We start from the raw sequence: 19,515 nt of genomic DNA on the forward strand, positions 1-19,515 counted from the left end.
AAATGATACTAGATGCAGATATAAAAACACAACTATCCCAATACCTTCAGTTAATGGAGAACGATATTTTACTTAAAGTAAGCGCAGGAGACGATAACGTATCTAAAGATATGTTATCTCTAGTAGATGAATTAGCTACTATGTCATCTAAGATTACAGTAGAAAAAGTTGAACTAGAGAGAACACCAAGCTTTAGCGTAAATCGCCCTGGCGAAGACACTGGTGTCGTATTCGCTGGTATTCCATTAGGACACGAATTTACTTCATTAGTGTTAGCTTTACTACAAGTTAGTGGACGTGCTCCAAAAGTTGAACAAAAATTAATCGATCAAATCAAAAACATTCAAGGCGAATATCATTTTGAATCTTATATCAGCCTAAGTTGTCATAACTGTCCTGATGTTGTACAAGCTCTTAACGTGATGAGCGTTCTAAACTCTGGTATTACACATACTATGATTGATGGCGCTGCATTCAAAGAGGAAGTAGAAAGCAAAGACATCATGGCAGTACCAACTGTTTACCTAAACGGCGAATCTTTCGGAAGCGGTCGTATGACACTTGAAGAAATTTTAGCTAAAATGGGTAACGGTCCAGATGCATCAGAGCTTTCTGATAAAGATCCATACGATGTTCTTGTTGTTGGTGGCGGCCCAGCTGGTGCAAGTGCAGCAATTTATGCAGCACGTAAAGGCATCCGCACTGGTATCGTTGCTGAGCGCTTCGGTGGTCAAGTAATGGATACTATGGGTATTGAGAACTTCATCAGCGTAAAACGCACTGAAGGTCCTAAGCTAGTAGCAAGTCTTGAAGAGCACGTAAAAGAATACAACATCGATGTAATGAATCTACAACGTGCAAAACGTTTAGAGAAAAAAGAACTTATTGAAGTGGAACTTGAAAACGGTGCTATTCTGAAAAGTAAGAGCGTAATCGTTTCAACAGGTGCTCGCTGGCGTAATGTTGGCGTACCAGGTGAAGCTGAGTTCAAAAACAAAGGTGTAGCATACTGCCCACACTGTGACGGTCCATTATTCATTGGAAAAGATGTAGCGGTTATTGGCGGCGGTAACTCTGGTATTGAAGCAGCTATCGACTTAGCAGGTATTGTTAAGCACGTAACTGTTCTTGAATTCATGCCAGAATTAAAAGCTGATGCTGTATTACAAGAGCGTCTTAACAGCTTACCAAACGTAACTGTTCTGAAAAACGTTCAAACGAAAGAAATCACTGGTACTGACAAAGTAAACGGTATTTCTTACATCGATCGTGAAACTGAAGAAGTTCATCACGTTGAATTACAAGGTGTATTCGTTCAAATCGGTCTTGTGCCAAACACAGACTGGTTAGGCGAAACTGTTGAACGCGCTCGCGGTGAAATCGTAACAGATAAGCACGGCGCTACAAACGTACCAGGAGTGTTTGCTGCAGGTGACTGTACAAATAATCCGTACAAACAAATCATCATCTCTATGGGTTCAGGAGCGAATGCAGCTTTAGGTGCATTTGATTACTTAATCCGTAACTAATCAAACAGACGTGAGTAAAAGACGCGCTACCAATAGGTAGCACGTCTTCTTTATTACATTGTATGTAAATGGTCGTCAAATTCCTTCCAACATATTAAATCATAAGGTGGTTCTATATCCAATACTACCTTTACATCTTCTGCTACTACTTGTATTCTTTTAGCTGGGTTATCTCTTTTTCCTGAAGGATAAATAGCGAGCTTAATTATTTCCTGCTTTCCATCTTCATAAATCCTTTTCTTTAAGTCTAATTGGTCAATTTGTTCCTTTGAGAGAACTTCTTTGCCTTCCCAATCACACATTTCAAATAGAGGATATTGATCCCCGTACCATTCCTCAATAATCTCAATGACTTTCAGAATAATATAATTCCCCGATACTAATTTGTAACTAACAGCATCACCTGCTTTTAAAGAAGTATTTGCTATAAATCTCTTCGGTACTTTTTTAGCTTGTGGCTGCGGAGAATGTAACTGTTCCCTAAGTTTATTTAAGACTACTTCACGTTTTCTCTGTAATTTAGGTTCATCCTTCCACCGGGCTAAATCTTCACCGCCCTCTATTATTTGCAATGCCTCATGTTTAACATTCTCTTGAAGCCTTCCTAACTTCCATTGTATGTAAGCAAATGCTAACCAAAAAACAAGTATCTCTTCATCATCTAGTTCAGTCTGATATTCCTCAATTACAATCCTACTTGCTTCTTCATTTGAATATTCATTTCCCAACAAATCCTTATAAATTAACTGAATATCTTTAGCAATATCATCTGACAATATCGCTACTCCCCAAACACCCATACATTAACACCCCAATCTATACACTAAAAACCTCTCATTTCCATTCTTCTCATACGCTCCTGGCAACCTAATTTCCTTCTTCAATTCAAATGCCGTCTGATTCTCCAAGAAGAAAATATAATCTTCAGAAGGATAATATAAAATAATATCAATTTCTCTCTCCGCCGCTTCTACCGAAAGCAAAATGTTATTTACTACATTCATAAAAACTTGTACAGAAAATGGATTGAAGAAATAAAATTGGTTATCACGCGGATCAATCTCGTATTCTTGCGCTAAACAACATTCAAACTGAATTTTATCTTTACTGTTTCTTACCTTCCTTGCATAACGCTCACGGTTTTCCATTGCTTCTTTATAAAACTCTTCATTCATTTCAATCCCAACCGCTGATGCACCACACTTATGGTGCATGTAAAAGTTTAGCCGCCCTTTTCCGCATCCAAAGTCTACAATTCGATCACTACTTTTAATTTCGTATTGGCTCAACAATTCCTCTAACCCACTATATGGCGTTGGCTCATAGCGGTGGTAATGCATAGACTTATTAAAGCCTTTTTGCTCACCTACAGTTTTTATATGTAATACAGCATCGTAATATTGTTCGTTCATTCGTTTGCTCCTATTAAGAAATATTACTATTATTATACACCACGTACTGAATGCTTATTTTTTATCAAATTAATCAGTACGTGAAATTATATTGTCGCAAATGAAAATATATCGACATTCCGACAAATTTCTACAAAAAAACAGGAGCTTTCTAGCCCCTGTTTTCTAATACTTTCAATACAGTTTGTTTCAATATTTCTACTCCATCCATTATACAGCTATGATCAAACTTCATATACGGATGGTGTAATCCAGGTTGTAGGTTTGCCCCTAGTCCCAGCATGACAGCTTTTAAATGTGGTCTCTTCACTGTGTAGTAGTGGAAATCATCGCTTCCAGTCGTATACAGCGGTCCTGTGCATCCCTCTTCCCCGTACACTTCAAGAATTCCTTCACGCATAAATTGCTCAGCTTCTTCTGAAACTTCTGCTCCCGGTACAAGATCGACCCATTCGTAAGAAATTTTCGAACCCATTGATTCAGCTGACTCTATAACGTGCTCTATCTTTCTCTTTAATTCATCTAGTAATATATTACTTTCCGACCTCACATCTAAACCAAATTGACCGTTCCCTGGGATAATATTTAAATTATCGCCACCAGCTTGGCATCTCGTCATCTTAACAGAATAAGACGTCTGTGGCGGTAACCATATATTTTTCAATCCGATATTGATTATCGAAATAACGTCAATTGCATTTATACCTTGGTGTGGTCTCGCTCCATGTGCATCATCCCCATGAATCATACCTTCTAAAAATCCTGCTGCTCCGTGACGAATAGATGGTGCAGCTTGTTTCAAAGGCAGTTCTTCAATCGGCCTTAAATGAACACCAAATAAGAAATCTGCATCATCCACGGCGCCCTTCTCTACCATCTTCAAGGAACCATTTCCTTTTTCCTCTGCCGGCTGAAAAATAAATCTAACAGTACCGCTATCCCATCTCATATTTTTCAATTGTAAAATAAGGCCCATCACAATTGTCATATGAGCATCGTGGCCGCATGAGTGATTCGCTTTAAATTCTCCGTCTACTTCTTGCCATAGCGCATCCATATCAGCACGAATCGCGATAACCGGATTCCCGCTTCCGATTTCAGCAATCACGCCAGGGCAATCATCAAATATTTTATATGAAATTCCTTCTTCTTTTAGAAAGTTAGTAATATAAGCTGTCGTTTCATATTCCTTCCAGCTTACTTCAGGATTTTCATGTAAATGCTGAAAAATTTCAGTTAAACGCTCTTGTAGTTCTAATGTTTTCAACTTTTCATTCTCCTTCCCAAATTACAAACCATTAAAGTTAATTATATTTCTGAAAAAACAGATGTTTTTATGAACATATTGAATTTTAAGAAAAAAGTCAATTGTTTATTTTAAAATGCTATTAATACCCATATTTACTCATTTTATAAAGATATCCATACAGATAGAACATTCCTTATTTTCTGTTTTTTATTGACGCTTGCATATATTTTTAGTTATTATAACTTAATAAACGTCTATTTTGCGACAATTCTAAAAATACAAACATGCATAATGAGGAGGCATTTTATGAAAAAAGAAATACCTTTTGGAGTAGCAATTATCCCTATTATCATTACAGTTGCAGTTATGATGGTTACAATTGTTGTATTAAAACAAAGCCCTCACGTCCCACTTATTATCGGTACAACCGTTGCTTCTATCGTTGCCTGGCGTTACGGTTACAAATGGAACGACATTGAAGAAGCAATGTATAAAGGAATTCGCCTCGCATTACCCGCTATCGTTATCATTATTCTTGTAGGTTTAACGATCGGTGCTTGGATTGGCGGCGGAATCGTCGCAACAATGATTTATTACGGTTTAAATCTTTTAACTCCATCACTATTTTTAGTTTCAATTACAATTATTTGTTCTATTGTTGCACTCGCAATCGGTAGCTCTTGGTCCACAATGGGAACAATTGGTGTTGCAGGAATGGGAATTGGCCTAAGTATGGGAATCCCAGCTCCAATGGTTGCCGGTGCTATAATTTCCGGTTCTTATTTCGGCGATAAAATGTCACCGCTTTCAGACACGACAAACTTAGCTGCAGGATTAACAAATACAGATTTATTCACACATATTCGTCATATGTTATTTACTACAATTCCAGGTTTAATTATTACTCTTATCGTTTATGCGTTCTTAGGAAGAAGCTTTGGTGCTAACAATATTGATGCAAAAAGCATCGATCAAACGTTACAAGTATTGCAACAAAACTTTGTTATTTCACCTTTCCTATTAATTATACCCGTAGTCGTTATGGTATTGGTCGCTAAAAAAGTCCCTGCTATACCAGCTATTCTCGTAGGTGTTATTTTAGGATTCTTATCACAAGTCTTTATTCAAGGTGGTTCTGTCTCATCAGCTGTCGGTGCACTCCAAAGTGGATTTGTTATAGACACTGGAAACAAGCTAGTAGACGAACTATTTAACCGTGGTGGCTTAAGCTCTATGATGAATACAGTCTCTATGACAATTGTCGCTATGACTTTCGGAGGAGTACTAGAACATACTGGCATTCTTCGCTCAATTGTAAATCAAATTTTAAAATTAGCGACATCATCAAAAGGACTTATCGCTTCTACTATCGCATCTTGCTTTGCAACGAATATTACTTGCTCTGAACAATATATTTCGATTGTTGTTCCTTCAAGAATGTATGCAAATGCGTACACAGAAAAAGGACTACATTCCAAAAATTTATCCAGAGCACTAGAAGATGGTGGAACATTAACTTCTGTTTTCGTACCTTGGAATACATGTGGTGTATTTATACTCGCAACACTTGGAGTCGGTGCATTCGAATATGCTCCTTATGCTATATTGAATTTCATCGTACCTATTATTTCAATCATTTATGGTATAACTGGCTTCACAATTACGAAGCTATCGGATATTGAAAAAGCAGACCTATTGAAAAAACAAAAAGCGCAACTAGAAGCTTAAAATTTTTGAAACGAATACAATGGTAAATTCAGCTCATATATTGCACGAGGGCGCCCTTGTTGATAGGGCATTTCCTCGCCGCAAATATTGGCATACCTGTAATCAACTAATTTCTTTAACAGCCTTTCCGTCGATCGCCGAGTCACTTGTAAGTACTCAGAAAGATCGGCTGCTGTAAATTTCAATGATGGATGCGACTGACTAAATTGAATAATTTTTGACAAGTTTGCAGGACTAAGCTTCGTTTCTTTCGCTATTTTCATTAATTCAGGGTTATCGTTTTTTAAACTTTGTACTCTCTGTTCTTTCGGGAACGGACCAAATAATTCTTTATCACTTGTTAGTATATAAAAGCGGCGCTCTATCGGATTATTTTCCGCAAAACCTTGAGCGATTTTTGCATTTTGTTCCGCTTCATTTACTGTTTTTCCGTAACCAAATCCAATAGATACCGCCCCTTCTATATTCGTAAATAAACGATCTATCGTATTTGTTTTTATACTCGATTCGATATCACCACGAGTTGTATACAAAATAAAAGTCATTTCATCAACTTGTTTAAATGCACCACGTAATTCTTTTGAAATTACATTTAATTTTTCAAGCGAGCTTTCTTGTAACTCTATAAAGGATATAAGACAAGCACCAACAGTAGCTGAATGGCTTTTTGCTAACTCAGCTTTTATTTTTGCATCTTTTAACCCATGTATAATTGATTGCGTCGGATCTATCATACGCTCTGAAGGAATACCTATTTTTTGAAGTTCATCGTAGACAGCGTGAATACTAGTTAAAGCTAAATCAACCTCTCCTGATTGATATTTAGCTAAATGAAAATCAATGATGCTCTTAATTTCATCATTACTCCATAACATATTTTCATAATCCATCACTTGCGGCGTTTCTTTCAGACCGATATCATGGAACACATTTGTAATAAACGAACAATCTACTAAATCAATTGAAATTTTATGTGGTGGAATACTTTGATGATATATGATGGAAAGTAGTGAAGATGCAATAGTTGTCTCATCTTGCTGTAAGTACGTACTTGGAATTCGTAATTGTTCTCTTATTTCTTTTGCCATATAATAAGGTAGGGCACCCGAGAAAAAGATAACATCACAAGGTTTTAAACACCTTAATAGTTCAGAAGATTCTGCCGGATAAAGGTAAATATATGGATCAATTTCTATTTCTTCTAGTTTATGAGCAATAGGTAACAGATTCTCCATAAACTCCTTTGAACCGACAATCGCAATTTTTATCATCATTTTCTCTAACTCCTTATTATTAATTAACGACTATTTAACGTCAACTATATCAAATGCACAAAACTATTGTAAACAGGAAGGGGTCTTTATTCAATGAAAATTATAGCTATTCATCTTTACGCAATTCGTTTACCACTTCGCGATCCGTTTGTTATTAGTTATGGTTCTTATTCCGATATGCCTTCTATTATCGTCAAAATGGAAACAGATGAAGGTATTATCGGTTACGGCGAAGGCGTTGCCGATGATCACGTTACAGGTGAATCATGGGAAAGTACTTTCCATGTTTTAAAATATACACTAGCTCCTGCTCTAATTGGGAAAAACCCAATGAATATCGAGAAAATACACGATATGATGGACAATACAATTTACGGTATTCCTACTGCGAAAGCTGCGATTGATATCGCTTGTTTTGATATAATGGGTAAAAAATTAAATCAACCTGTATATCAATTAATTGGCGGACGCTACCATGAAGAGTTTCCTGTCACTCACGTCTTAAGTATCGCCGGTCCAGAAGATATGGCTGAGGAAGCTGCCTCTATGATTCAGAAAGGTTACCAATCTTTCAAAATGAAAGTCGGTACGAATGTAAAAGAAGATGTAAAACGAATTGAAGCTGTACGTGAACGTGTAGGAAATAATATCGCGATTCGCGTTGATGTAAACCAAGGCTGGAAAAATAGCGCAAACACATTAACAGCACTTCGTTCATTGGGACATTTAAACATCGACTGGATTGAACAGCCTGTTGTCGCAGACGATATTGACGCAATGGCTCATATTCGTTCTAAAACAGATCTCACGCTTATGATTGATGAAGGATTAAAAGGCTCTCGTGAAATGCGCCAAATTATTAAATTAGACGCAGCTGATAAAGTGAATATAAAACTAATGAAATGCGGCGGCATATATCCAGCTGTAAAACTCGCTCATCAAGCTGAAATGGCAGGAATTGAATGCCAAGTTGGATCCATGGTCGAATCATCTGTTGCCTCTTCCGCAGGATTCCATGTTGCCTTCTCAAAAAAAATCATTACAAGCGTTGAACTTACAGGTCCATTAAAATTCACGAAAGACATCGGAAACTTACATTACGACGTACCATTTATTCGCTTAAACGAAAAGCCGGGACTCGGCATTGAAATAAACGAAAATACATTACAAGAATTAACCGTCTTTCAAGACGTTGTACGCTAAAGGAGGACTACACCATGAACATTCTTTACGAAGGAAAATTAAAACAAAACAACGATCCATTTCACGTTACATTACTATCTTTAGAACATATCGAACAAATTTTATCATTACAAAACGTTGTAGTTGAAGCGCTAGAAGATAAAGGTCGTTTACAACCACTCTCGCTAGAAGAATTTCAATACATTCTAGAAGGAAACGGCATGATGATTGGTGCCTTTATAGAAAACGAGCTCATCGCATTTCGTGCCCTACTAGTCCCTCCTATCGAAGATGAACATTTAGGGCTTGATATTGGTCTACCAGAAAGTCAGCTACACCGCGTCATCTATCAAGAAATCTCAAACGTTCACCCAAACTGCCGAGGAAATGGCATGCAAAAAATATTAGCAACAGTCATCATGGATAAATTAGAAAAAGAAGACAGCAAATACGATTACGTTTGCTGCACCGTTGCACCTTTCAACATTCCGAGTTTAAAGGATAAGTTTGCACAAGGGATGGAGATTGCTGCGCTGAAGGAGAAGTATAGCGGTAGTATGCGGTATGTTTTTGTGAAGGAGTTGCGTAAGGATAAAGAAAGCAATTGGACGGATGTTAAGAGTATTCCGATGAGTGATGCTGGTGGACAGCTGGCGTTGCTTTTGGAGGGGTATCGTGGGTATGAGATGGAGAAAGTGGATGAAGCTTTCATTGTGAAGTTCGGACGATAATCTATATGCAAAAAGAACCCTAATTCATTAGGGTTCTACTTTATTTCATTCCACAATCCAAAGTAATAACTAAACCGTCATCTTCCAACTAGATAACGCTAACCAGTTCTCCATTTCCTTATAATCAGGCATTATCTTCCCGACAAGTCGCCAAAAAGATCGATCATGATTTAAATGGACCATATGACACATTTCATGAACAACTACATAATCAATTACCCTCTGAGGTGCCATTGCTAGCTTCCAATTAAACGTTAATTGTAAATTTGAATCACAAGTTCCCCACGTCCGCGTACTATCTGTAATACGAATAGAACGTGGTTTTGTTTTAAAGTTATTTTGATGTGCTTTAATACTCTTCTCTACTAACGCCTTACACTGCTTATAGTAAAATCGTTTTAAAGCTTGTTGTATTTTCTCATCCTTAAGCTCTTTCACATAAATATGTAGCTTATCCTCTTCAAACAATGCATTGTCTTGTTCAATACTTGCATCTTGGGAAACCTGTATCGGATATGTGTTTCCTAAATACAGAAAACCCTCTCCTTGATCATAATCCTTTTCCTGTGGTCCAAGCGCTCGCTCCTGCATTTCCTTACGTGTTTTCTGAATCCAATCCCATTTCTCCTCTAACAATTGGACTAAGTATTCAACAGGCGTTCCTTTTGGAGCTTGCACCTCAACATTTCCATAAGAATCTACAAAAAGACGCACGGACTTTTTCTTCTTATAAGTTATATGAAAATTAATTGTCTCACCTAAATATGTATGTATCATTTCATCACCTAACGTATTCATTCATAATTATTTTTACAAATAAAAAAGAGTAGGATACAAACGTCCTACTCTACCTATTATATCATTTACTGCTTTATCATAAATGTTACAATGCTTATTTCTTATCCTCTATAGCTTACAGCTAATCCCTTTAAGAAATTCCTTGCGTATCTATCACCGCACTCTTTGTAATTCTTATGGCCTTCTTTTCTTAATAGAGCGCTTAATTCTCCTTTTGTTACAATGACTCCTACGTCTTCTAATATATCAAGCATATCTTCACTTGTTAATGATAGTGCTATCTTCAATTTTTTTAGAACGAGATTATTAACACTTCCATTACTCTTTAAAGACATCGCTTGTCTATCCGATTGCCCTGGTTTTGGATCTTGTTTTCCTCTTTTAAAAGTAATAAAACCATTCAAAAATGACTCTAACATAACATTATTGCATTTTATTTCGTAATCATATTCAACTACATCAATATCATCAACTTCATCATAGTAACTGTTTTTTAATTTTGTCAGCATCTTTCGCACTTCTTCTTTTGTTACTTCAACGCCACCAAGTTTAAATATCTCCACCATATCTGTATCTTTTATATCCAGAGCATATCTTACTCGAATTAATATATCATTATTACTTATAGCCATTGTTTGTCCTCCTGAAATGTTGATTATAGTAATGCTTTTAGCATGTGTAAATTAATGTCGTTAAGTTACTACTTTAACATTTTAGAGGTTGGTTTTGTAGTCTTAGGTGGATTAATGCCTTTGGGGATGATTTTAAAACAGCAACATATGTTGTTTAGGTACTTTGAATTATCCATTTTAACCCAATTAAATTATAATGATACTAGAGTTAATATGAGAGGGAATCAATATTGAATTATCTAATTGGTTATAAAGATGCTGAACGAAACTTCGGACATGAGGACCCAGTGCTAACAGAATATACATATGGAGAGTCGGGATCTAATACCGAAAAGCTCCTAAAAGTACAAAAGGGAGATTTTCTATTCTTTCATAAAACAATACATAACAAGCGCTATATAACCGCATATTATGTGGTCGAAGAGGTCACGCTTATAAAAGATATCAAACAGAATCGACTAATAATGAATAAATATGATAATCCTCACCTAAAGAAAGAGATAAAGCAACTGACACCAAGCGAATGTATTGCGTTTGGAAATCCTATTCAATCTAAAGTCCTTCAAGTTCCTTTGGAAATTACACCTGAATTATTAAGTAAATTATCAAGGCCTGCAAATCTTAATCCTAATCAAAACTTGTTAAATGCAATTTCTTCTGCTCTTCGCACTTGGAAAGCATTGAATCAATCTGATATCAATTTATTGTTAGATTTAATTATGGAAAACGAGTCTAAAGGTAGACTTACTAATAGAATTTTAACCGCTGAAGAAGTATTTCAAATTTTAGAAAGAGATATCGAAAAATTCATCATTTCTAACCCTGCAATACTTGATGCAAACTATACACTTGAAAAATCACAGCATGTCTTCTCAGATGAATCACGTTTAGATTTGTTACTAAGAGATACTTCTAATAACGAATTTATTGTAGTAGAAATTAAGAAAGGGCCTATTGATAGAAATGCATTAAAACAAATTAAAGGTTACATTAAGCTATGTAAAGAAGAATTGAAATTAAATACTGTAAAAGGTATTTTAGTTGGTAATGGGATAGCTCCTTCCTTTGAAGATGATGTTAATAAAGCACAAAAAGATGGGATAATCGTGCGAAATTACGGATGGAGATTTACAATGAATTAACACACTTGAAAATGGACTAACCTGATATAGGTTAGTCCATTTCTTTTTATGCAACTCTAATTTAGTGGGCAACTCAAACATGAATGTTACGCAAAATTCAGGTGAAATATATTGATTATGTTTACTTAGGTTTTACTTTTTATTTGTGGTACGGTTCACCGTACCTAATCTAAATGAGGTTATTGTTCATTATTTTCATAATTAAATTTAACAAAAAAGGTAGTGCCTTCCGATCCTGTTTGAATTTCTATTTTTGCATTATGACGGGCAGCAATGGCATAACATATGCCTAACCCCAATCCAGTTCCATTATCTTTGGTCGTGTAAAATGGAGTACCCAGTTTCTCTAATACTTCAGGCCTGATACCTTTTCCTTGATCCCGCACTGCAAGTACCACACAATTTTGACCTTCCTTGTAGGTGCTAATGGTTAGAACTTTCCCTGTGCTCATCGCTTCTAAGCCATTACGGTATAGGTTTATTAATAATTGTCGTATCTCATTACGATTTAAAAATAATTCCGGAATGTCATTTGTATCGACTTGAATATATTTATTTTGATTATACGTATCAATCTTTATTAAAGGAATAATATCGTGGATAATTGAATTTAAATCTAACATCTGCAAATCCGATTTCCTTGTATTACCGATTGAGAGAAATTCAGTAATAATAGAATTGGCACGGTCAAGTTCTTCAATCATTAAATTAAAGTACTTATTATGTTTCTCATAGGTGTGCTCTTCTTTTAATAACTGCAAAAATCCTCGTACTGTTGTCATTGGATTTCTAATCTCATGGCTGATACCTGCTGCCATTTGCCCTATTAAATCTATGTTGGATAACCTTTTCAATTCCTGCTCATATTGCTTTTTTTCCGTTATGTTTTTAAAAATACAACAAATACCATCATCATACGGGTATGCAATAACTTCGTGCCAATATTCATCAGAGGTAGAAAGAAATTCGAAATGAACTGTAGTTCGCTCTGACATTGCACGATGAAATTCCTTATACATAACTGTGTCGACGCTACTCGGGAAAACCTCCCGTATATTCTTGCCTAATACATCTTTTGCTGTTTTTCTTTGTGGAAAATATTGATGCTTATTTACGTACGTAAATTCCCATTTGTTATTCAAAGTAAAGAATCCATCCGTAATACTTTCAATCACACTTGTAACTTTTTTATTAGCAGCAGCTAGTTCTCTCGTTCGCTCTTCCACCATGCTTTCAAGTTGATCCATATATAACAAGGTTGACAACGTAGGAGCTGTGGCATCAACGATAGATTTTGCCAGTTGAATTTGGGAATTATCGTAATTGTGAGCTTTTCCCTCTTTGCCAACGACGATTACCCCTAATACTTCTCCCATTGAAACCAATGGAATCATCAGTAGACCCTTACTATCTATATTTTTTGTTTGAATAACCTCTTGGATCTTGGCTTCATAGCTTTTCTCCATCCAATCTGCTTCTGTCCAATCACAGTCCTTGCTTAACTTCGTTGTTTTAATCGTTGTTTTGTCTAGCGGGTCTAAAAGGTGGGCAGCCATGTTTTTACTCTCTAAAATCTGTCCTAAGTAAAAAAAACATTTATCAAAACTCTCCTGTATCGAGGAACACATTGATAAATCACGGGTAACATTTAGTAACAGCTGCTTCTCGGCAATAAGGTTTTCCTTTTGTGTTAAATTATTTGCGTTTTGAATTGCGACCGCAGCCATATTTACATAAGCTTCAACACTTTGAATTTCTGAATCTGTTAAGTTCATTGGAGTTCCATAATCAAATAAAAAAACCAGACCAAATAACTCCTGCCCAAATGAGATAGGCAGGGCTAATAAGGACTTAATTTTGAACGCATCAACTGGTCTCGGATCCGGCCGATGATCCTTTGAGGTATCAGGGATATAGATGGTTTTTTTGGTTTCAATAACTTCTTTTGCCAGTAAGTCTATTTCAGGATCAATTACTTGAGTATCGAGCGTTACGCCATTTATGGTCTCTGGTTTTCCTGCAAACCCTCTAAATGTTCCATCTTCCTGGGGTAAATAAATTCCAACAGCGTTGCACCTAACAATCTCCTCTGATATCGCCATTGTTACACGCTGCAATACTTCACGTAGTTCTAATTTTGTATTTATTATTTTTGTTATATTCGCGAGCCTAGAATATCTCGCCTGATCACTTAACATTCACATGGCCTCCAATTATAGGCATAAAATAAACATGATAATATCAGTGAAAATCAAGATCAACCTGCCATTTTCGATTTTCTCCTGTATTCTTTTCTTACCCCTGTTTTACATAGAATACCTCACTTACTTATGATACGGTTCACCTTAATTAAAATGAAACAAACACTCATAAAATCGCTACACCCCATCAGCTCTAACTTTCAAAAGTTACACTGTTTCACTATCTCCATCCTTATCAACACTAGCCTCAAACTTATCAAGCAAAGCACGAACTTCATCAGTTGATTTCGTGTTCATCAATTGATTTCTTAGTTCAGCAGCTCCAGGGAATCCTTTTACATAAATTTTGAAAAAGCGATGAAGCCCTGTGATTGAGCGTGGTAGTACTTCTGCATATTGATCTTGAAGGTCAAGCTGCAGTCTTAGAAGATCAAGGTGTTCTTTACTGCTATGTTCTCTCGGCTCTTTTTCGAAAGCAAATGGATTTTTAAAGATTCCTCGTCCGATCATAACGCCATCAATACCGTATTTTTCAGCAAGTTCCATTCCAGTTTGACGGTCAGGAATGTCTCCATTGATTGTTATTAGCGTATTTGGTGCAATGCGGTCACGTAATTTTTTGATCTCCGGAATTAGCTCCCAATGCGCGTCTACTTGGCTCATTTCTTCTCTTGTACGTAAATGAATAGAAAGGTTTGCAATATCTTGTTTGAAAATATGCGTTAACCAATCCTCCCACTCACTTAGCTCTTTAAAGCCAAGTCGTGTTTTTACGCTGACAGGCAGTCCGCCGGCTTTTGCTGCTTGAATAAGTTCTGCCGCAACGTCTGGACGGAGAATAAGGCCACTACCTTTCCCTCTTGATGCCACATTCGGTACTGGGCAGCCCATATTAATATCGATGCCTTTAAATCCTAGCTCTGCCATTCCAATACTCATTTGACGGAAATATTCAGGATTATCTCCCCAAATATGTGCCACCACCGGCTGTTCATCTTCTGTAAAAATTAAACGGCCACGTACACTTTTCATACCTTCTGGATGGCAATAGCTATCCGAGTTTGTAAACTCTGTGAAAAATACATCTGGGCGACCAGCCTCACTTACTACGTGACGAAAAACAACATCTGTCACATCTTCCATTGGTGCAAGTACGAAAAATGGTCGTGGTAAATCACGCCAAAAATTATCTATCATTTCAAATTCAAATCCTCTCACTATGAATACAACTTCAAACTCTCAATTTAAAAATATAAAGCCAAATAACATCAGTACATTTTGACATTTATAATTTGTGAAAATCAGCAATATTTATTTTAACTAAAATCGTTTCTAAATGGTATTTTTATAAACCAAAAAGCAGATGGTATAGATTTTTTCTATATCAACTGCTTTTCTATTATACCAACTTAAGCCAAGCCACACACTCCACATGAGTCGTATGCGGGAACATATCCACAGGTTGTATTTCCTGTGTTTTATATCCGCCTTCTTCTAGTACTTTTAAGTCGCGTGCTAATGTTGCTGGATTGCATGATACGTATACGACGCGTTTTGGCTTCATGTCGATGATTGTGTTTAGTAATGCTTCGTCACAGCCTTTACGCGGTGGGTCTACGACCATTGTGTCGGCGATTACGCCTTCTTTGTACCATTTAGGAATAACTACTTCTGCTTCTCCTACGCCAAATTCAGCGTTTGTCATGTTGTTTAGTGCTGCGTTTCGGTTTGCGTCTTCGATTGCTTCTGGAACAATTTCAACACCGTACACTTTTTTCGCTTTTTGCGCTAAGAATAAGGAGATTGATCCGATTCCGCAATATGCATCAATTACTGTTTCATTACCATTTAATTTTGCGTATTCTAACGTTTTATCGTATAGCACTTTCGTTTGTTCTGGGTTTACTTGATAGAATGAACGTGCTGAAATCGCAAATTTAATGTCACCGATAAAGTCATAAATATATTCTGATCCGTGCAGTACTGTCGTTTTGTCTCCGAAAATAACGTTTGTACGTTTCGTATTTACGTTTTGAACGATTGATTTTACTTCTGGGAATTTCGCTGCGATTTCTTCAATGATTGCTTCTTTATTTGGCAGTTCAGCTGTACGTGTAATAAAGACAAGCATAATTTCCCCTGTTACTTGTCCGTAGCGAGCCATTACGTGGCGAAGTGTTCCTTTGTTACGCTCTTCATTGTAAGCCGAGATACCGTGTTTTTCGCAAATACGTTTTACTTCTTGAATTAATGTATCGTTTTCTTCTGCTTGAATTAAGCATGATTCCATATTAATGATGTCATGCGTTCCTTGACGATAGAAACCAGCTACAAGTCCGCCTTCACGTTCTCCAATTGGTACTTGTGCTTTATTACGGTATACCCATGGGTTCTTCATGCCAAGTACAGGATGAACAGGAACATCACTTAATCCACCGATGCGCTGCATAACGTCACGTACTTGTTTTTCTTTCGCTTGTAATTGTCCTTCATATGTTAAGTGCTGAAGTTGACAACCGCCGCACTCGTTGTACACGGGGCATTCTGCATCTTTACGATATGGACTTTCTTGATGAAGCTTCATTAAACGACCAAACGCGAAGTTTTTCTTCACTTTAATAATTTTAATTTGCGCTTCCTCACCTGGTAATCCGTTTTTTACGAAAATAGGATATCCCTTCACTTTCGCAACACCGGCACCATCATGTGTTAAATCTTCAAACACTACATCTATAAACTCGTTTTTTTCAACTGGTGGCGTCATTTTTGTACTCATTTTCCGACCTCTCTTTTTCATAACACTGCGTTACATTTTATCATACTTATATGGTCTATTTCTATCGGAAGAAAAAAAGCTATTGACGATAGTTCTCTAGTAATGTTACGCTACTACTAATTTAATACGGACGATGTTACCTCATATATAGTCGATAATATGGATCGAGAGTTTCTACCCGGCAACCTTAAATTGCTGGACTATGGGAAAAACTAATGAATATTAGCTTGTTTTTTGTATAAAAAGACTCATATTGATTAGCTTTCTCTTATAGATGAAAGTGAATCCATATGAGTCTTTTTTTATTTTTACTTTTCTAAAAGGTCAGACATCTTACGTATGACATAAAACCTTTACCACTTTATTTATTAGTCATATAACGAGTGTTTTATGTAAAAACTTTATACGAACTTCTGAAAGGGGCAACTACATGCAATATGTAATGAGCGTTATCGGTATCCTTGCCGTGTTAGGTTTATGTTTTGCTTTCTCAAACAACAAAAGTAAAATCAACTTCCGTGCAATTGCTATTATGATTGGTTTCCAAATTTTAATCGGTTGGTTTATGTTTGGCACAAAGATCGGACAGCAAATTATCATCTTCATTAGTAAAGTTTTCAACAAACTAATTAAACTTGGTACGACAGGTGTCGATTTTCTCTTTAATGGAATTCAAAGAGATTTTGTCTTTTTCTTAAATGTATTATTAATTATCGTATTTTTCTCAGCACTACTTTCTATCTTTAGTTATTTAGGTGTTTTACCATTCATCGTTCGCGTTATCGGCGGTGCACTTTCAAAAGTTACTGGTTTACCACGCGTTGAATCATTCCACGCAGTAAACTCTGTATTCTTCGGTTCAAGTGAAGCGTTAATCGTTATTAAAAACGATTTACAGCATTTTAATAAAAATCGTATGTTTATCATCTGTTGTTCAGCGATGAGCTCCGTTTCTGCTTCTGTTACAGCATCATACGTTATGATGTTAGATGCGAAATATGTATTAGCGGCTCTTCCGCTAAACTTATTCTCAAGCTTAATCGTTTGTTCGTTATTAACACCAGTTGATACGAAAAAAGAAGACGAAGTGGTTCAAAAATTTGATAAAAACCTATTCGGAGATAGCCTTATCGGCGCTATGATTAACGGTGCGCTGGATGGTTTAAAAGTAGCTGGTATCGTCGCTGCATTAATGATCGCCTTCATCGGTGTGATGGAAGTTGTGAACTATGTAATTAGCGCAGCTTCAGGTGCAATGGGACATGCTGTTACTTTACAACAAATCTTCGGTTATATCCTTGCTCCATTCGCATTCTTAATGGGTATTCCAACTCAAGATATTATCCCAGCTGGTGGTATTATGGGTACGAAGATTGTCTTAAATGAATTCGTAGCAATCCTTGATTTAAAGGGTACTGCTGCAACATTAGATCCACGTACAGTTGGAATCGTTACTGTATTCTTAATTAGCTTTGCAAGTATTAGCCAAATTGGTGCAATCGTTGGTACAATCCGTGCCCTTTCTGAAAAGCAAGGAAGCGTCGTATCAAAATTCGGTTGGAAAATGCTATTTGCATCAACACTTGCTTCTATTTTATCTGCAACAATCGCTGGATTGTTTATTTAATAAAAAATCACCTTCGCTTAGACAGCAAGGTGATTTTTTTATTATCATCGTTTAAGAAACTGAAGAAAACTCTAATGTCTCTTCCTTATTAATAATTTCTCCCTTATATTCACCTTTTACCGAAATATCAATAATTGATTTATTTCCTGTTTCCAGTTTCCCTAAAGAAAACATATATATTAAGCCGTCTTTTTTTAACATCCATTGTTTCCCGTACCAAGGACCAGTTAACTTCTGTTCTGGCGATGCTATTATTTCTCCAAAATATTCACATTCTCCTAGAGATGTTTTTACTATATTCTTCTCAGTATCAATAACTATATATTTTAAAAGCTTTATACTTTCACTTGAAAAAATCTCTACTTCATGATCACTTTTTTTCTTAAATTTCAACTTTCCATCCTTTGAATTAACCAATTTACTTTGATCAATTGCATTTAGTACAAACTCATACTCTTCTTTTGTAACACCGAAATTAGGATGATATGGAAGACTTTTTTTCTCTGCATGCTCTTCTACGTATTTTAAATACCATTCCATATTATTCACTAGATGCTCTCTCATTCTTTGACCAATATTCCCTACCTTTTTAAGAGCATCTGGATCCATCTCTAATGTCATAATATCCGCTGTAACTTCCGCATTCATAAGGTGCGGTGGAATATACTCCTCTACACTATTTTCCTTACTCATTTCACTTTGACAACCGACTATGAATAGCGATATGAGCAGGATATATACTAATTTTTTATACTTCATCTCTGTTCTCCACTCCGTACATCAGTATTACTTTCATTTATAGCGTTTCTTATTATAGTTTAAAATCCTGATGTTTTAATAAAAACTATCAATATATGCAAAATTACATATTAACAAGCCTTTCTCTCACTTTAAAATTAGCTTAAATCAATTACCAAAATATACAAATTAGAAGCTTGCAATGTTATAATTTGTAAAAAAACATTGGAGGATATTATGAAAGCCCACGCCCTTTTCGACTTCTTACATTTACTAGTTTTAAGCATGAAAAGCTATTATATATGGGGAATGCCTATCTATGTCTTTATTATTCCTCTCATTTTTGTAGTAGGTTATATTATTATCAATTCCAATAAGAAACGAAAGAATACATCGATTCAAAGTCATTAACCTATCGCCCTAATAGCTCCTCCTAAAAATCATATTTCCCTCATTTTATTCAAATGATATGATGAACAAGGGTATATCCCCACCT

General features: G+C 36.1%; 16 protein-coding genes and 1 riboswitch. Of the genes, 6 read left to right on the top strand and 10 right to left on the bottom strand.

All coding sequences use genetic code 11. The features are described 5' to 3' along the window. Positions 1-2 precede the first annotated feature (2 nt). A complete protein-coding gene (gene ahpF / locus FT637_RS21540) occupies positions 3-1,529 on the top strand; it encodes an alkyl hydroperoxide reductase subunit F (protein WP_193648031.1) in 1,527 nt (508 codons plus the stop codon). Positions 1,530-1,582: 53 nt separating this feature from the next. Here the strand turns inward: ahpF and FT637_RS21545 are convergent, their stop codons facing one another. From FT637_RS21545 to FT637_RS21555, 3 genes are all read right to left on the bottom strand, one after another. Further along, entirely contained in the window at positions 1,583-2,329 is a 747-nt protein-coding gene (locus FT637_RS21545) for a hypothetical protein (RefSeq protein ID WP_193648032.1), read from the bottom strand. Positions 2,330-2,332: 3 nt separating this feature from the next. After that, entirely contained in the window at positions 2,333-2,941 is a 609-nt protein-coding gene (locus FT637_RS21550) for an SAM-dependent methyltransferase (protein ID WP_193648033.1), read from the bottom strand. Positions 2,942-3,092: 151 nt separating this feature from the next. Next, positions 3,093-4,208: a M20 peptidase aminoacylase family protein gene (locus FT637_RS21555; protein WP_193648034.1), complete on the bottom strand. Its 1,116-nt coding sequence runs from the start codon at positions 4,206-4,208 to the stop codon at positions 3,093-3,095. Between the two features lie 288 nt (positions 4,209-4,496). Here FT637_RS21555 and nhaC point away from each other — a divergent pair, with 288 nt between their 5' ends. Next, complete coding sequence (gene nhaC, locus FT637_RS21560; protein ID WP_193648035.1) at positions 4,497-5,918, top strand: Na+/H+ antiporter NhaC; 1,422 nt, start codon at positions 4,497-4,499, stop codon at positions 5,916-5,918. Here nhaC and FT637_RS21565 read toward each other — a convergent pair. Then, a complete protein-coding gene (locus tag FT637_RS21565; RefSeq protein WP_193648036.1) occupies positions 5,915-7,192 on the bottom strand; it encodes a transcriptional regulator in 1,278 nt (425 codons plus the stop codon). The two genes, nhaC and FT637_RS21565, sit on opposite strands and share 4 nt — an antisense overlap. A 93-nt stretch (positions 7,193-7,285) precedes the next feature. On the opposite strand from FT637_RS21565, the gene FT637_RS21570 reads away from it, so the two are divergent. Together FT637_RS21570 and FT637_RS21575 are read left to right on the top strand one after the other, a co-directional pair. Continuing rightward, positions 7,286-8,395 carry a mandelate racemase/muconate lactonizing enzyme family protein gene (locus FT637_RS21570; RefSeq protein WP_193648037.1) on the top strand — a complete coding sequence of 370 codons (1,110 nt, stop codon included), beginning with the start codon at positions 7,286-7,288 and terminating at the stop codon, positions 8,393-8,395. Positions 8,396-8,409: 14 nt separating this feature from the next. Beyond that, complete coding sequence (locus FT637_RS21575) at positions 8,410-9,105, top strand: GNAT family N-acetyltransferase (RefSeq protein ID WP_193648038.1); 696 nt, start codon at positions 8,410-8,412, stop codon at positions 9,103-9,105. A gap of 69 nt (positions 9,106-9,174) precedes the next feature. Here the strand turns inward: FT637_RS21575 and FT637_RS21580 are convergent, their stop codons facing one another. Then, positions 9,175-9,882 carry a M48 family metallopeptidase gene (locus tag FT637_RS21580; protein ID WP_193648080.1) on the bottom strand — a complete coding sequence of 236 codons (708 nt, stop codon included), beginning with the start codon at positions 9,880-9,882 and terminating at the stop codon, positions 9,175-9,177. 122 nt (positions 9,883-10,004) lie between these two features. Continuing rightward, positions 10,005-10,535, bottom strand: coding sequence for a DUF1456 family protein (locus FT637_RS21585; protein ID WP_002010158.1), 531 nt, complete (start codon positions 10,533-10,535; stop codon positions 10,005-10,007). Positions 10,536-10,765: 230 nt separating this feature from the next. Here FT637_RS21585 and FT637_RS21590 point away from each other — a divergent pair, with 230 nt between their 5' ends. Further along, on the top strand, positions 10,766-11,677 hold the full coding sequence (locus tag FT637_RS21590; RefSeq protein ID WP_193648039.1) for an endonuclease NucS domain-containing protein: 912 nt from the start codon (positions 10,766-10,768) through the stop codon (positions 11,675-11,677). Between the two features lie 179 nt (positions 11,678-11,856). Here FT637_RS21590 and FT637_RS21595 read toward each other — a convergent pair whose 3' ends face one another. From FT637_RS21595 to rlmD, 3 genes are all read right to left on the bottom strand, one after another. Further along, positions 11,857-13,875, bottom strand: coding sequence for an ATP-binding protein (locus tag FT637_RS21595; RefSeq protein ID WP_193648040.1), 2,019 nt, complete (start codon positions 13,873-13,875; stop codon positions 11,857-11,859). A gap of 210 nt (positions 13,876-14,085) precedes the next feature. Next, the gene (locus FT637_RS21600; RefSeq protein WP_193648041.1) at positions 14,086-15,075 is read right to left on the bottom strand and encodes a tRNA dihydrouridine synthase; all 990 of its coding nucleotides are present in this window, start codon (positions 15,073-15,075) and stop codon (positions 14,086-14,088) included. A 202-nt stretch (positions 15,076-15,277) separates the two neighbouring features. After that, on the bottom strand, positions 15,278-16,654 hold the full coding sequence (gene rlmD / locus FT637_RS21605) for a 23S rRNA (uracil(1939)-C(5))-methyltransferase RlmD (protein WP_193648042.1): 1,377 nt from the start codon (positions 16,652-16,654) through the stop codon (positions 15,278-15,280). 121 nt (positions 16,655-16,775) lie between these two features. Beyond that, positions 16,776-16,877, top strand: a riboswitch (purine riboswitch). A 207-nt stretch (positions 16,878-17,084) separates the two neighbouring features. Here rlmD and FT637_RS21610 point away from each other — a divergent pair. Then, positions 17,085-18,281 carry a NupC/NupG family nucleoside CNT transporter gene (locus FT637_RS21610; protein WP_193648043.1) on the top strand — a complete coding sequence of 399 codons (1,197 nt, stop codon included), beginning with the start codon at positions 17,085-17,087 and terminating at the stop codon, positions 18,279-18,281. Positions 18,282-18,332: 51 nt separating this feature from the next. Here the strand turns inward: FT637_RS21610 and FT637_RS21615 are convergent, their stop codons facing one another. Beyond that, positions 18,333-19,040 carry a hypothetical protein gene (locus FT637_RS21615; protein ID WP_193648044.1) on the bottom strand — a complete coding sequence of 236 codons (708 nt, stop codon included), beginning with the start codon at positions 19,038-19,040 and terminating at the stop codon, positions 18,333-18,335. Between the last annotated feature and the right edge of the window lie 475 nt (positions 19,041-19,515).

This window comes from Bacillus cereus (assembly GCF_015071065.1).
In the GTDB taxonomy this organism is placed as follows: domain Bacteria; phylum Bacillota; class Bacilli; order Bacillales; family Bacillaceae_G; genus Bacillus_A; species Bacillus_A cereus_BA.